At 51.1% G+C, this 15,385-nt stretch carries 10 protein-coding genes; all 10 read left to right on the forward strand.

Going from position 1 to position 15,385, the window contains the following annotated elements:
• Window positions 1–291: 291 nt before the first annotated feature.
• The 10 genes from DL346_RS03725 to DL346_RS03770 all read left to right on the forward strand — a co-directional run bounded on the left by DL346_RS03725 (window position 292) and on the right by DL346_RS03770 (window position 15,212).
• Window positions 292–1,335: a LacI family DNA-binding transcriptional regulator gene (locus tag DL346_RS03725; RefSeq protein WP_112880721.1), complete on the forward strand. Its 1,044-nt coding sequence runs from the start codon at window positions 292–294 to the stop codon at window positions 1,333–1,335.
• 81 nt (window positions 1,336–1,416) lie between these two features.
• Window positions 1,417–2,844, forward strand: a complete 1,428-nt coding sequence (locus DL346_RS03730; protein WP_165822363.1) for an ABC transporter substrate-binding protein — start codon at window positions 1,417–1,419, stop codon at window positions 2,842–2,844.
• Between the two features lie 69 nt (window positions 2,845–2,913).
• Entirely contained in the window at window positions 2,914–6,048 is a 3,135-nt protein-coding gene (locus tag DL346_RS03735; RefSeq protein WP_133257480.1) for an extracellular solute-binding protein, read from the forward strand.
• On the forward strand, window positions 6,045–6,950 hold the full coding sequence (locus DL346_RS03740; RefSeq protein ID WP_112880724.1) for a carbohydrate ABC transporter permease: 906 nt from the start codon (window positions 6,045–6,047) through the stop codon (window positions 6,948–6,950). The genes DL346_RS03735 and DL346_RS03740 overlap by 4 nt, the downstream gene beginning before the upstream one ends.
• A 41-nt stretch (window positions 6,951–6,991) precedes the next feature.
• Window positions 6,992–7,873: a carbohydrate ABC transporter permease gene (locus tag DL346_RS03745; protein ID WP_112880725.1), complete on the forward strand. Its 882-nt coding sequence runs from the start codon at window positions 6,992–6,994 to the stop codon at window positions 7,871–7,873.
• Between the two features lie 11 nt (window positions 7,874–7,884).
• Window positions 7,885–9,945 (forward strand): YIP1 family protein, encoded by a 2,061-nt coding sequence (locus tag DL346_RS03750; protein ID WP_165822364.1) that lies wholly within the window; start codon window positions 7,885–7,887, stop codon window positions 9,943–9,945.
• Window positions 9,935–12,241 (forward strand): DUF5696 domain-containing protein, encoded by a 2,307-nt coding sequence (locus tag DL346_RS03755; RefSeq protein WP_112880727.1) that lies wholly within the window; start codon window positions 9,935–9,937, stop codon window positions 12,239–12,241. The genes DL346_RS03750 and DL346_RS03755 overlap by 11 nt, the downstream gene beginning before the upstream one ends.
• An 11-nt stretch (window positions 12,242–12,252) precedes the next feature.
• Entirely contained in the window at window positions 12,253–13,128 is an 876-nt protein-coding gene (locus tag DL346_RS03760) for a carbohydrate ABC transporter permease (RefSeq protein ID WP_240633093.1), read from the forward strand.
• Window positions 13,128–14,093 (forward strand): carbohydrate ABC transporter permease, encoded by a 966-nt coding sequence (locus DL346_RS03765; RefSeq protein WP_112880729.1) that lies wholly within the window; start codon window positions 13,128–13,130, stop codon window positions 14,091–14,093. Before DL346_RS03760 ends, DL346_RS03765 begins: the two co-directional genes overlap by 1 nt.
• Before the next feature lie 51 nt (window positions 14,094–14,144).
• Window positions 14,145–15,212, forward strand: coding sequence for a Gfo/Idh/MocA family protein (locus DL346_RS03770; protein ID WP_112880730.1), 1,068 nt, complete (start codon window positions 14,145–14,147; stop codon window positions 15,210–15,212).
• Window positions 15,213–15,385 lie beyond the last annotated feature (173 nt).

Genomic DNA, 15,385 nt, shown 5'->3' on the forward strand with positions numbered 1-15,385 from the left:
TTTTATAGAATCGTTTCACTATTTCGGTCATTCGACAAAATATGCACAATACAAAGAAAAAATAAAAAAATGATATTTTCCGTGATGAAAGCCTTTTCACCTAGAAATGTTTATGCTATTATGTGTTTGTGAAACGTTTCTATTGCAGATATCACGAAGTCAGCTAAGGGATCATCTACAGCAAGATTATAACTGGAAAAGATACGTCAAGCAATGATGAAAGCGTTTCAAACGCGGGAAATGTGCACCATATTTTTGAAACGTTTCAAAAGCAAATAAGGTGGATTGATGATGGCTGCTACGATCAAAGATGTTGCTAAGATGGCCGGAGTTGCCGTATCAACCGTTTCTTACGCGCTGAATAACTCTCCTAAGATCAGCGAGGAGACGCGCAGAAAAGTGGTAAAGGCTGCAGAAGCGCTCAGTTATAGGCCAAGCGGCGCGGCACGGAACTTGAAGAAACGCAAGAGCGAAACGATCGGTCTTTTCTTGAACGATTTGGGCGGTCCTTTCTACAGTCAAGTCATAGAAGGTGTACAAGAGGTCGTTGCCTCCCATGATTACAATTTGATTGTTTGCAGTACATACGGCGGCGAGAACAGTTCCGCGAACCGTTTCCTGCGAGAGAAATTCGTAGATGGCGCCATCATCATGGGCTCAGCCATTCCGGATAGCTTGATTCTCCAGGTTGCGGCGGAATCGTTTCCGATCGTCGTGCTCGACAGGGAGCTGAAGGCGGATTACGTGCACAGCGTGCTTATCATGAATGAGCAGGGCGCATACGACGCCGTCAAGCATCTCATCAAGCTCGGGCGCCGCAAGATAGAATTTTTGAGCGGACCGCTTGCCGCTTACGATAACTCCAAACGGTATGAGGGATATAAGCGGGCACTAAAGGAACACAACCTGCCGGTCCCGGCGAAAATCAGCATGCAGGGACGGTACCTCGAAGCAGGCGGGTATCAAGCGGTAAAGGTCATGTTGGCAGGCAACCGGCTGCCGGATGCGATATTCGCAGCGAATGACGAGATGGCGATCGGCGCCATACGCGCTTTGCGCGAAGGCGGCGTCCGAGTGCCGGAGGATATCGCAGTAGTCGGCTTTGACAACATTAGTCTTGGACCGTTCGTCAGGCCAACGCTTACGACGATCGGCCATTCTAAATATGAAATGGGAGCGATTGCAACGCAGCTGGTGTTCAATGTGCAGAAGGATGAGAATTCCATTATGCTTCCGACGCAACTGGTCATTCGCCAGTCATGCGGCTTCAAACAACAGAACGACGATCAAGATGAAACGTCCATACTCCATGAAGGGAGGCGAGGGCTAGGCTAACATTCAACTGAAGCGGCGATTTTTGGCTGGTTGTGCTACTTGAGGTTTTACAACAAATTCATGAGCTGGGGGACAAGTCGAATGAAAATGAAAAAGAGTATGTCGCTTATGATGGTTCTGGCTTTATCGACTGCGCTGGCTGCTTGCGGCGGCGGCAACAATGCCAACAACACAGCGGAAACTAACACTGGCAACGCAACTACAACGAACGAAGCAAATACAGGCACTAATACTACGACTAATGAGCCGGCTGCGGAAGAGCCTGCAAAAACGGATGAAGTCGTTACGATCAAGTATGCAACTTGGGGCGATAAAGCGGATAACGGCGCAGAGATGAAGCGTATCAAAGCGTTTGAAGCGGCTCACCCGAACATTAAAGTCGAAATCGACAAATCGATGGACTGGCCTTGGGACGAGAAGCTGGCGGCGGCAGCGGCGGCTAACAAGCTTCCGGACGTAACGTGGCTGTTCAACGTGCCGCTCGCAGTAGGCAGCGGCTGGTTGGAAGATTTGACACCTTACTTAGAGCAAGATCCTGACTTCAGCTCGGACAAAATCTACGGCAATCTGAGCGACACAGGTAAATATAACGGCAAACAATTCGCATTGCCACATGGTCTCTTCTCGTGGGTAATCGTCATCAACAAAGATTTGTTTGCAAAAGCGAACATCCCGATTCCAGGTCCAAACTGGACGCTGTCCGAATTGGAAGAAATCTCCAAGAAACTGACGAACTTCAATGAGCAGCAATTCGGCATCGACGGCGCAGCAGGCATGGGCGACGTGCTGATCCCTAACTTCAACCCTTCCCTTGGCGCATCGACATGGGATGGAACGAAGTACAACTACACGGATCCAGCATGGGCTGAAGCTATTAACTGGGCGAACAACTTCGGCATGAAGGACAAATCGTCCCTGCAAAGCTATACGAAAGAGCAAAGAGACAAATGGTACGGCAAAGACATCAGCGGCTTCAACATCGGTAAAGTCGGCATGGTGTTCGACGCAACTTGGAGCTTGGGCTGGTACAAAGACAACCTGAAATTCAACTGGGACGTTCTGCCTGTTCCGGGCGTAAACGGTCAAAAAGCAGGTCTGGTAACAGACTACGCCGGCGTAACGAAGAGCTCGCAGCACAAGAAAGAAGCAGTTGAGTTCCTGAAGTGGATGACTTACTCCAAAGACGGCTGGTTGAACCGCATTAAAGACGAAGCGCCGCTTGCATCCATGCCGCTTGTCAACGATCCGGCAGTATGGGATGCATGGTTGAATCAAAAATTCGTAACGCCTGGTATTAAAGAAATCGTTAAAGCGATTCCGAACGGCGTACTTGAAACATTCAAATATCAACCTGGCTTTGCGGACTTCACTTCGAAAGTAAAAGACAAGTACAACGAGAAGTTCCAAAAAGGCGAAGCAAGACCTGAAGACGTTGCTGCTGAGCTTCAAGAGCAATCGATGAAGTACTATAACGAAGCGATGGAAAAAATCAACGAAGCAACAAAATAATTGCAAGTAATCACAATTTTTCCTCCCCATTCCCATGGGGAGGAAAAGTTGTTCTACTGGGGTGAAATCATGAAGTTCAAACCATTGTTAGCGATGATGACAGTACTATCTCTTTTGGCTTCCGCAGTAGTCCCTGCTGCTTTCGGAGGTCACTCCGTTGCGGCTGCCGAAGGGAATGCGGCGCCTGACAAAGAGAAGTCGGACAATGATGATATTTTGGGTGGACTGTTCGGCGGCGATAAGGGAGGCATTTCGTCCGGCGGCGGCACGACAGAGGACGGCGGAAACGGTCAAGCGGCCGATGAGGAAGAGGATTCTCCGGTCAAGAGGGTCGTTGAAGATTCCTACCGCGATATTTTGAAGGGCTGGAATGACCAAGGCATTAAAGACGCAAAGTCAAGCGACATTGTGATTCATCCAGATCAGTTCGTAACATCGGCCGGGCAAACCGCGCTGACGACGGATTCGAATGGCTATGACGAGCCTGTGTTTTCTTGGGGCGACGATATACCGTCCATTGAATTGAAAGTAACGGCTCCGCAAGAGGGCCTGTATCAAATTCGGATCGATTACTACTCGACCTCGGATAAAATTATCCCGGTTGAACGCGCGATCGAAGTAAACGGCAAGTACCCGTTCTTCGAAGCAAGACGTGTGGTGCTTCCTAAATTGTGGAAGGACGAGAACGAGAAATTCGATCGAGATGCGCTTGGCAATGAAACGCCTGCCACGCAAAAGCAAATCAAGCAATGGCAAACCGCTTCATTAATGGATGCAAGTTATTTTTCTGCGGAACCGTTGAGGTTTCATTTGAAGCAAGGTCTAAACAGCATTAAATTAACTAATTTGCGGGAATCGGCGCTCATCGGCAAAATTGTCATCAGCCCGCCTGCTATGCTGCCCTCGTATGAACAGTATGAGAAAGACCATCGTTTGCCTAAAGCGGACGAAACGTTGATCGTTGTGGAAGCTGAGCATCCACAATCGAAATCCGAGCCATCCATCCGCGCGATTGCCAGCGGCGATGCGAACGTCATTCCTCACCGTGACGGCAAAGTAACGCTGAATACGCTCGGCGGAGAAACGGTTGCTACGAGCGGAAATCCCGAAGAAAACGAGCAATCGTGGCAAATTCCCGGACAACGTGCGACATGGAAAGTGAAAGTCGATAAGGCAGGCTCCTACCAACTGGCCTTTAAGTATAAGCAAAACGCGAAGACGAGCATGCCTGTTTATCGAACTTTGATGATAGATGGTAAAGTGCCATTTAAAGAAGCAAATGAGTACGCGTTCCCTTATTCCAATGAATGGCGCAATGAAGTATTGACGGATAAAGACGGCAATCCGTATATGTTCGCGCTTGAGGAAGGCGAGCATGAAATTTCACTGATTTCCGACGCCGCTCCTTACGGCGGAGTCGTGCAAACGATCCGTAACGTTATGTGGGATATCAACACATTGGCGCTGGAAATCAAGATGGCGACAGGCAATACGATGGACGTGAACCGCGACTGGGACATCACCTCCCAAATGCCTGATTTGCCGAAGAAGCTTGAAGGCTTCGCCGATACGATTCGCAAACAGTACGATGAGCTCAAAGCATTGGCGGGGAGAAACCCGGACCAAGCGAGCAACTTCCTTGTAGCAGCAGAAACGCTGGATAATCTGGCTAAAGAACCGGAAAAAATCCCGTATCAATTTAACAGGTTGTCGGAAGGTTCCGGCTCCGTACTGCAAACGCTCGGCGTCATTAACGCGAAGCTGCCGAATCAGCCGCTTCAGCTTGACCGGTTCTTCGTATACTCGGACAGCAAACTGCCGAGCGAGAAGTCTAGCTTTTTCAAATCGTTCTGGAACAGCATTACTGCATTCTTCAAATCCTTCTCGACGGATTACTCGCAAGTAACCGCCGACGATAAGGAATCCTTGCAAATTTGGGTTAACCGCTCGCGTCAGAACGTCATGCAGATGCAGCAGTTGGTTAACTCGGAATTCACGAAGAAAACAGGCATTAAAGTAACGCTTTCCATTATGCCGGACGAAGGTAAGCTCGTGCTTGCCAGCGCCGCGGGCAATGCGCCTGACGCCGCGCTTGGCGTCAGCAACTATATCCCGTTCCGTCTGGCGGCGCGTGGAGCGCTTGCGGACATGAACCAGTTCCAAGGGTACGACGATGTGAAGAAACGGTTCTCCCCGGGGGCGCTGGTTCCGGTCACTTTCAACGACAAGGTTTACGCTTTGCCGGAAACGCAAAGCTTCTGGGTATTGTTCTACCGGAAGGACATTCTGGACGCGCTTAACATTCCCGTGCCGGATACGATGGAAGAAGTGAAGCAAATTTTGCCGGAGCTTCAGCGCTTCGGGATGAACTTCTATCTTCCGCTCTCGGCAACAGGCGGCTTTAAGCCATATAACAATACCATTCCGTTCATTTACCAGCATGGCGGCAAGCTGTACACGGACGACGGCACTCGTACTGCGATCGACCAGGACGAGGCGCTCGCCGGACTGAAGCAAATGACCGACATGTTTACGGTTTACAGCGTACCGCTGCAAGTGCCGAGCTTCTACAACCAGTTCCGCGACGGAAGCTTGCCGATCGGTATCGCCGATGCCGGTACGTACATTCAATTGACAGCCGCTGCTCCCGAGCTTGCCGGCTGGTGGAAAATCGCCCCTTACCCGGGCGTAAAAGGCAAGGATGGCGTCGTTAACCGGACAGCTCCGGGAACAGGCGCAACCGCAATTATGTTCAACAGCAGCAAGAAGAAGGATGATACGTGGAAATTCATTGAATGGTGGACATCTGAAGAGGCTCAGGTTCGTTTCGGTAACGACCTGGAAGCCATTTATGGTCCTACGTATAAATGGAATACGGCAAACCTTGCCGCGTTCAACCAATTGTCCTGGCCGAAGGAAGATATCGAAGTCATTCAAGAACAATGGAAGTGGCTGTGGGATATTCCGCGTTTCTTCGGTGACTACATGGTTGAGCGTGAAATCAGCGACGCATGGAACAAAGTCGTCTTCGATGGCTTCAATGCCCGCCGCGCGATGGAAGACGCCGTCATTAACGGCAATCGCGAAATTAAGAAGCAGCTTACGGATTTCGGCTATATGAAGAACGGGAAAGTGACGAAACCGCTCACAGTGCCGATCATGCCGAAGATGTCTGAAATGGCCAAAGAAGGTGAACAGAAATGAAGCCGGCAACAGTGAAAGCCATAAAAAATGAACTGAGCGCTTATGCGTTTATCAGTCCGTTTCTCATTATTTTTACGCTGCTCGTCGTCGTACCGGTCGTGTCTGCCATCTACCTGTCGTTTACGGATTTCAACTCGATCCAGACGCCGAAGTTTATCGGCCTGTCCAACTATGTAAACCTGATTACGCAGGACAACGCCTTTATGATGTACGTGCTTCCGAATACGCTTAAGTTCGCGCTACTGGTCGGACCGGGAGGATACTTGCTATCCTTCTGGCTTGCCTGGCTATTGGCGCAAATTCCGCGCAGATCGCGGACGGTGCTTGCTTTGGCGATTTACTCGCCTTCACTGACAGCCGCCGTGGCAATGGCGGTCGTTTGGCTCGTTATTTTCAGCGGTAACGCATCGGGCTATTTGAACAACTTCTTGATGAGCCTGTCCATCATAAACGAACCGATTCAATGGACTCAGTCGCCGCACTATCTGATGCCGATCATGGTTACCGTATCGCTCTGGAACAGTATGGGCGTCGGCTTCCTGGCGATGCTTGCCGGTATTCTCAACATTAACGGCGAGATGTATGAAGCAGGCTATATCGATGGCATTCGTAACCGTCTCCAAGAGGTGTGGTATATTACGATTCCGAGCATGAAGCCGCAGATGCTGTTCGGGGCCGTTATGGCCGTCGTCGGTACGTTCCAAGCCGGGGCGATCGGCGTACAGCTTTCGGGCGCGAACCCGACGCCGCAAAATGCCGGCCAGCTGATGATCAACCATATCGAGGACTACGGGTTCCTGCGTTACGATATGGGCTACGCTTCAGCGGTTTCCGTCGTATTGCTCATCATTGTTTACGGTTTTTCCAAGCTGTGCTGGCGTTTGTTCGGTGAAAACGACTAACCCCGCAGTGGATCACGAATTGGGAGAAGGTGACTTCGAGAATGGCTTCTTTTCATAGCAATAAAATCAATCCGGACCGGTTCAGTTTCGGGCAATGGAAGTTTTTTGCGTTTTTGATTTCGCTGTCGGTATTTATGATTTTGCCGATTATCTTTATCTTCTCGCAGGCTTTAAAGCCGGTAGACGAGCTGTTCCTCTACCCGCCTAAGCTATTCGTTAATCATCCGACATGGAGCAACTTTGCGCAGCTGTTTAGCGTCAGCAACGTCGCGGCCGTGCCGAAAACGAAATATTTGTTCAACAGCATTATCGTGACGGGGGCGGTCGTGTTCCTGTCCATCGTGCTCTGTTCGATGACAGGCTTCGCGCTGTCGAAGAAAGAGTTCAAGCTGAAAAAAGTCGTGTTCGAAGTGAACATCATCGCACTGATGTTCGTTCCGGCGGCTGTTACGATCCCTCGTTACCTGGTCATCGAGAAGCTCGGCCTTACGGACAACTTCTTGGGCCACATTCTGCCGATGCTGTCCTTGCCGGTCGGCGTCTTCCTGGTCAAGCAATTCGTCGACCAGATTCCGAATGCGCTCATTGAGGCGGCGCAGCTGGACGGAGCGAACGATTACTACGTGTTCCGCAAATTGGTTATTCCGATGATTATGCCGGCGCTTGCGACGGTATCGATTCTCGCCTTCCAATTGGCTTGGAACAATGCGGAGACGTCCTCGCTTTTCATGAGTAAAGAAACGCTGAAGACGTTCGCGTTCTACATGAGTACGCTAACGACGACGACCGCGATGGAAAACAATATCGCAGGTCAAGGTATGGCGGCCGCGGCCGCGCTTCTAATGTTTATTCCGAACTTGCTCATCTTCATCTTTATGCAAAGTAAAGTTATGGATACGATGGCGCATTCCGGTCTGAAATGAGGAGGAGAACAATGTCTAGATTCAGATGGCTCACACTTCTCGTTGCGGCTGCGCTATTGTTTGGTTCGACTACTGCTTATGCGGACTCGCCATATCCTACCTTCACGATCGATGAAGAAGGCCATGGCATTATGATGCAGAACGCCTATCTGCCGGTAGGCGCCATCGACGGGTATAGCATTTTTGGCGAAAATGAAGCGCTAAGCAACGGGAAAGTGGAATTGAAAAACCCGCAGGATATTTTTGTGGACAACCAAGACCATGTGTACGTTGCCGACACCGGCAACGCGCGAATTGTAGAATTGGATTCATGGGGGAACTTCATCCGCATCATCGGCGATGGGGATCTGAAGCAGCCGAAGGGCGTATTCGTAACGGATGAGAAAGAAATTTACGTTGCGGATTACGGCAAGCAAAGCGTCGTCGTATTTGATAAGGACGGCAAATTGAAACAGACCATCGGAAAGCCGAAGTCGAAGCTGTACGGCAAAGATACGCCGTTCAAGCCGCAAAAGGTTATCGTTGATAAACGCGGCAGCATTTACATTATCGGCGAAGGTCTCATCCAAGGTCTCGTCCGGCTGGACAAGGAAGGCAAGTTCCTTGGTTACTTCGGCGGTAACCGGGCAGGGTTCAACCTGCTGAAGACGCTGCAGCGCATGTTCTACACGAAGAAGCAGCTGAGCAAAATGACGCGCGAGATGCCGATCTCGCCGACGAACATTTCGGTTGACCAAGAAGGACTCATTTATACGAGTACGGCCGGCATTAACGGCGGAGCAATCAAGAAGCTGAACGTGGCGGGTAAGGATTTGCTGGGAGGCGCATTTTCCCTCAATCAGATTTCCGATATCACGACCGACTCGATGGGCAATATCTATGCGGTAGATGCCGGCGAGGGCATGATCCTGGAATATAACCGTGACGGCAACCTGATGTTCCTCTTCAGCTACAACGACACGGGCGAACAACGTCTCGGCTTGCTGCGTGCTCCGACAGGCGTTTCCGTGACGTCTGACGGCAGACTGCTCGTCTTGAGCGGCGAGCGCGGCAACATTCAGGTGTTCCAGCCGACGGCGTTTACGAAGCTGGTTCATGAAGCGCTTGGGCTTTACTTGGACGGCAAATATGTACAGAGCCGCGAGCCTTGGAACGAAGTGCTGCGCCAGAACAGCTTGTTCTCGCTCGCACACACGGGTATCGGCCTGGCTTACTTTAAAGAAGGCAAATACCAGGAAGCATTTGAGAAATTTAAGTTCTCCAAAAACAAGAAAGAATATTCCAACGCATACTGGGAACTCCGCCGCGAATGGATTATGAAACACGCGGTCGACGTTGCGGTTGGCTTTGCGATTGCCATTGCGGCTTGGATAGCGATTCGTTTCGCTTATCGCCGTTATCAATTCGGCAAGCCGGTCGTGGTCGCTTGGCTTAAGGTGACAAGACAGTGGTTTGTGGCGCAGCTGCTTCATATTTTCCGAATGCTGCGGCATCCGATCGAAGGCTACTATGAGCTGGAGCACAACAACAAAGCTTCAGTGGCATCGGCAACCGTCTTGCTTGCGATTTTGTTCGGCGTCCGGATGTTTGAGCTCTATACGACGAACTTCCTGTTCGCTTCCATGGAGCCGATACAAATCAACTTCGTCACCGAGCTGCTCAAGCTGCTCATTCCGCTGTTCGCGTGGATGATTTCCAACTATCTCGTCAGCGTTATCAATGATGGCGAAGGCAGCTTCAAGAACATTTATAAAGGGACCATCTATGCGCTGTCCCCTTACATTATTTTTGCAATTCCGCTGGCGATTTTGTCGCGGGCGCTTACCCTTATGGAAGGCGTCATTTATAACTACTCCTACAACTTCGTGATCCTGTGGTGCGTTCTTCTCATGTTCATCATGGTGAAGGAGATCCACGGCTACGAAATTAAGGAGACTGTCCGGAACATCGTTCTCACGCTGGTCGGCATGATCATTATGGCATTCGTCGCATTCATTCTGTTCGGCTTGTCGAACCAGGTGTGGGAATTTGTTTACTCGTTATTCCAAGAGGTGAATTTGCGTGTCCAATAAAAAGAAACCGATTGTCCTGGTCGCGGGTGCTGCTCTCGCAGCGTTTGGATTGTATCAGTTTGCATACGGAGCTACGGTAGAACATCAGTCCACCGAAGGTCAGAGCAAGATCGTTCTCAATAAAGAGGAAGGCTCATTCCCTTATCGCTCGAACAACTATACGATGCCGGAGAAACCTGCCGGCGTCATCGCAAGCCGCACCATTCCGTCCGACTATAAGAAGATCGGCGAGTCCGGCTCGCTGGAGCTTTATATGTCGAACGCATCGCTAGCCATCATGGTGAAAAACAAAGCGACCGGCTATGTCTGGGCTTCCACGCCAAACGACGCTGATCTGGAATCGGCCCAGCTGAACGAAGATTGGCAAACAGCCATCAAGTCGCCGGTTTTGCTCGAATACTACAATGCCGATGAGATGCTAAGCACTGGCAACTATTTGTCGCTCGGCGGCAAAGTCGACGGCATTGAGCCGATCGAGCAAGGGGTGCGCGTGAAGCTTTCGTTCGAATCCTTGAATGCGGGCGTCGCGCTCGAGGTCAAAATCGAGAACGACTCGCTCGTCGTCACGATCCCGCAGGAATCGATGTGGGAGAAGGGCGATAACAAGCTGGCATCGATCCAAGCCTTTCCTTTCCTCGGAGCGGTGCATAAGGCGGATATTCCGGGCTACATGTTCATTCCGGACCGCTCTGGCGCACTTATCCGTTTCAACAAAGCGCATTCCCGGTTTGACGAGCCTTATGTCGGCAAGATCTACGGCATGGACTACACGTCGGACAACCTGTCCGGGAATTCGGGCCGTACGTCGGTTCCGGTATTCGGGATCGTGCATGGCGCTGGACAAAACGGCGTCCTCGGCATCGTCGAGGACGGCCGCTTCAATGCCAAGGTCGTTGCATACCCAAGCGGTCTAAGCACGGACTTCTATTGGATAGCGCCGAAATTTGAAATTCGTTACGGCTACTTCCAACCGACGAGTAAAACGATGGGCGGCTACAATACGTTCCAGAAAGAGTCGCTGAAGACGAACCGTCAAGTCCGCTATAAGTTCCTGGGCGGCAATGAAGCGGACTATGTGGGCATGGCCAAGACGTACAGAACCTACCTGCAGGAAAAAGGCGAGCTTGTCAAAGAGAAGAAGACGAAGAGCAAAGAAGACGTTCCAATGCAGCTCAGGCTGCTGGGCGGAGAGACGGAAGCGAGCGCATTCGGCTCTAACGTCGTTGCGATGACGACGTTTGATCAAGCGAAGACGATCGTTGAGAGTTTGGAGAAGAACGGCATCAAGAACTTAAAGACGACGCTGGAGGGCTGGAATGACGGCGGCTTGAACGGCCAGCGTCCTGCCGAGTTCCCGGTCGAGTCCAAGCTTGGCGGCGCTTCGGGATTGAAGGATCTGAAGAAGTACTTGGAAAGCAAAGACGTTCCGCTTTACTTGACCAATAACTATACGATTGCCTTTGAAAATTCCGATTTGATCAATTTCAAGAAAGATGCGGTTCGGTCGATCAACAACGAAATTAACGAGTTCCCGTTCTTCGGCTGGGGTGACAGCGATTTCTTCGACGATATCATGGCGCGGGATATTAACCCGGCCAAATCGGTTGAATTCGCGAAAGACGATGCCGAGGATATGAAGAAGCTTGGCGTAGACGGTATGGCGCTCGACATTACGGGCAACGTTCTCGTATCGGACTATAACAAGAAGCAGCCGTTCACGCGTGAGCAAACCGCTAATGCGTACCGCGAGCTTGCCGCAAACTTCAAGGACAACTTGAACGAGCTAGCGGTTAATCAGGCGAACGACTATCTATGGAAATACACCGATACGCTGTTCGGAATGGGTTCGGGGTCTTCGCAGTACATGTATGAGACGGACACGGTTCCGTTCTTGCAAATCGTGCTGCACGGCTATATCGATTATTTCAGCTACTCATCGAATGCGGCTTCCAGTCCGCGCGAAGATACGCTGCGCATGATCGATTTCGGTCAATATCCGTCGTTCTTGCTGACGCATGAGCCGTATTGGAAGCTTAGAGACACGCCTTCGGTTGATTTGCTTACAACGCAATATACCGATTTGGAGCAACCGATCAAGGAAACGTACAATGCCGTGAACCAAGCGCTTAAGAAAGTGCAAGATGCTACGATCGAAGCGCGAGTCGTGCCGGATTACGGCATCTCGGCGGTCAAATATTCAAACGGTGTGGAAATCGTTGTTAACTATACGTCCAGCGACTACACATACAACGAAGTCAGCGTCAAGGCGAAGAGCTTCGCTGTCATCGGGGGGTGAGTAAGTTGAAGGTGAACAAAAAAATGCGGGAAGCGCTGACCGGATACGCGCTCGTGCTTCCTTGGGTGATCGGCTTCATCCTGTTTATGGCTTATCCGATCTACTACTCAGTATTTCTGAGCTTTCATAAGGTAACCATCAGCGCAGAAGGGATTGTTACCGAATATACCAAAGGGGACAATTACAAGTATGCGTTCTTGTCCGATCCGGAGTTCGTGGAGAAGCTGCTGCTGTTTATTAAATCGGCAGTAGGGATGATCCCGATCATTATCGTATTCTCGATGCTGGTCGCTCTTCTGATCAACCAGCCGATCAAGATGAAGGGACTGTTCAGGGCCATCTTCTTCCTGCCGGTCGTCATCACGAGCGGCGAGGTCGTCAACGAGCTCTTCAGCCAAGGGGCGACAGCGATTCCGCTCGTCGAGAAATACGGCATTATCGAGATCATTAAGGATAATTTAAGTCCGGCATGGTCGACGCCGATCATTGATCTCATTCAACAGCTCATCCTGATTCTGTGGTTCTCCGGCGTTCAAATCCTGATCTTCCTGGCGGGCCTGCAGAAGGTGAACAAACAAGTGTACGAAGCGGCTTCCATCGACGGCGCTTCGCCTTGGGTCAGCTTCTGGAAGGTAACGCTGCCGGCGATCAAACCGTTTATCGCGGTAAACATGATTTATACGACGGTCGACCTCTTCACGAACTCGTTCAGCGATGTCATTGAACTGATCAAGGCGAACATGTTCAACTTGACGACAGGCTTTGGCTATGCAACGGCGCTGGCTTGGATTTACTTCGGTGTCATATTTGTTTTCTTGCTGTTCATTTTGCTGCTGTTCCGCAACAACGACGAAGTGACCGTAAGAAGGAAGAGGAGGAGCGCTTAATGGAACAGATCAGAAAGCTGCAAAAATCCAACCTAATCGGCGCTTATCACTACGTCAAACGCATTTTGCTCGGAAGGCAGGGCAATGACGGCTTCGTATTCAAGTTGTTTGTTTACGGCCTCTTGATCAGCGTCGGGTTCGTCTATCTGTACCCGATCCTGTATCTCGTTTCGCAAAGCTTCAAGAGCTTGCAGGATTTGCTGGATCCGACCGTACTGTGGCTCCCGCAGAAGCTGTTCTTGGAGAACTTCACGCAGGCGTGGCACGTGCTTGATTACATGGATACCTTCTGGAATTCGGTCATGAACTCGGTTTTGCCGGCAATCGGACAAACCGTTTCCTGCGCAATCGTCGGCTACGGGCTTGCGAAATTCCGCTTCCCGGGCAAATCCATCGTATTTGCCTTGATGATGATTACGTTCATCGTTCCGAACCAGGTCGTTATGATTCCGCTTTACCTGATGTTCAACGAGTACCATATGCTCGGTTCCTCGCTTCCGTTTATCGTTCCGACGATTTTCGCGCAAGGGATCAAGGGCGTTCTGTTCATCCTGATCTATACGCAGTTTTTCCGGACGATTCCGGTATCGCTCGAAGAAGCGGCTCAGATGGACGGAGCGGGCTTTATCCGCACGTTCTTCACGGTCATCCTGCCGATCTCGACGCCTGCTATCGTCGTCGTTATGCTATTCTCGACAGTATGGCACTGGAACGAGACCTATTTGACCTCGCTGTACTTGGGCGATAGCATGACGACGCTCCCGCTGCAGCTGAAGACGTTTAACGACTCCTTCGCAAGGCTGTACGGAGGCGGGCAAACGGTCGGCGGTCAGCATCAAAACATTAATGAATCGATCCGCATGGCGGGCACGCTCCTTATCGTGCTTCCGCTGCTCATTCTGTATTTGTTCGCTCAACGCCGCTTCGTCGAAGTCGTTGATAAAACAGGCATCACGGGGGAATAAGCTTCGGCTGTTCTCCCTCCCCAATTAGATTAGTTAGGATGGTACTCCAACGTGGCTAATAAGTTGAAAGTCGCCGTTATCGGCGCAGGCGGTATTTTCCAATGGGCGCACTCCGAACCGTTGAAGAACCACCCGGAGCTTGAAATCGCAGCGATCTGCGATATCGACTTTGAAAAAGCGAAGGCGGCTGCAGAGCAGCACGGCATTCCGCAAGCATTCGCGGATTACCGCGAAGTGATCGCGATTCCTGAGATCGACATCATCGACATCTGCACGCCGAACCTGTTCCACTCCGAAATCGCGGTTGCCGCTCTTGAAGCCGGCAAGCACGTATTCTGCGAGAAGCCGGATGCGGTTAATCCTGAAGAAGCGATCCGCATGAAGGAAGCGATGGAGAAGAGCGGCAAGAAGCTGATGGTCATGCGCAACAACCGTTTCCGTCCGGCTTCGCAGTACATCAAGAAGTGGATCGAAGGCGGCAATCTTGGCCAAGCTTACGCAGGACGCTGCGGTTGGACGCGCCGCCGCGGCATTCCGGGCAAGGGCGGCTGGTTCACGACGAAGGAACTGTCCGGCGGCGGTCCGCTGATCGACCTGGGCGTACACTTCATCGACCTCGCGATGTGGTTCATGGGCAATCCGAAGCCGGTTTCGGTTTCCGGCGCAACCTACACGAAATTCGCGGACGCTGAAGACATCGCTGGCTCCGAGCACAGCAAATTCGGTTCGAAATCCGAAGACGAGGGCACGTTCGACGTTGAAGATTTGGCGATCGGCTTTATCCGTTTCGACAACGGCGCATCGCTGCAAATCGAGTTCAGCTGGGCATCGAACATCGAGCAGGAAGAGAACTTCGTCGAGCTGCGCGGCACGAAAGCCGGCTTCCGTTTCAGCAACGGCAAGCTGGGTCTCTATGGCGAAGACCATGGCGTCGTAACGGATACGGTTCCTCACCTGGGCCAAGACACAGGCGGTCACGGCGAGAACCTGTCGCACTTCATTGACGTCGTTCAAGGCCGTGTCGAGCCGATCTTCACGATCGACCAAGGCGTGGATATGATCAAAATTTTATCTGCTATCTATGAATCCGCCCGTACAGGTTCCGAAGTCAAACTGTAAGGGAATGCGTTGTACATGAGCGTACGGGACTGCCCTCGATGCAGAGGGCGGCTCCCGCTCATATGCGCATTAGGGATTCTTTTTTTTTTTATATTTGGGAATAGGGAATAGGGAATAGGGACGGTAGAAGCGAATAGGGATAATTAGAGTACAAAGGCTTGTCTGTATAAGGC

Source organism: Paenibacillus montanisoli, assembly GCF_003268025.1.
Classification (GTDB): Bacteria; Bacillota; Bacilli; order Paenibacillales; family Paenibacillaceae; genus Paenibacillus_Z; species Paenibacillus_Z montanisoli.

Excerpts from the sequence above, each read along its gene's own strand:
- DL346_RS03725 (WP_112880721.1), top strand. The coding sequence starts at position 292 with ATGGCTGCTACGATCAAAGATGTTGCTAAGATGGCCGGAGTTGCCGTA.
- DL346_RS03730 (WP_165822363.1), top strand. The coding sequence starts at position 1,417 with ATGAAAATGAAAAAGAGTATGTCGCTTATGATGGTTCTGGCTTTATCG.
- DL346_RS03735 (WP_133257480.1), top strand. The coding sequence starts at position 2,914 with ATGAAGTTCAAACCATTGTTAGCGATGATGACAGTACTATCTCTTTTG.
- DL346_RS03740 (WP_112880724.1), top strand. The coding sequence starts at position 6,045 with ATGAAGCCGGCAACAGTGAAAGCCATAAAAAATGAACTGAGCGCTTAT.
- DL346_RS03745 (WP_112880725.1), top strand. The coding sequence starts at position 6,992 with ATGGCTTCTTTTCATAGCAATAAAATCAATCCGGACCGGTTCAGTTTC.
- DL346_RS03750 (WP_165822364.1), top strand. The coding sequence starts at position 7,885 with ATGTCTAGATTCAGATGGCTCACACTTCTCGTTGCGGCTGCGCTATTG.
- DL346_RS03765 (WP_112880729.1), top strand. The coding sequence starts at position 13,128 with ATGGAACAGATCAGAAAGCTGCAAAAATCCAACCTAATCGGCGCTTAT.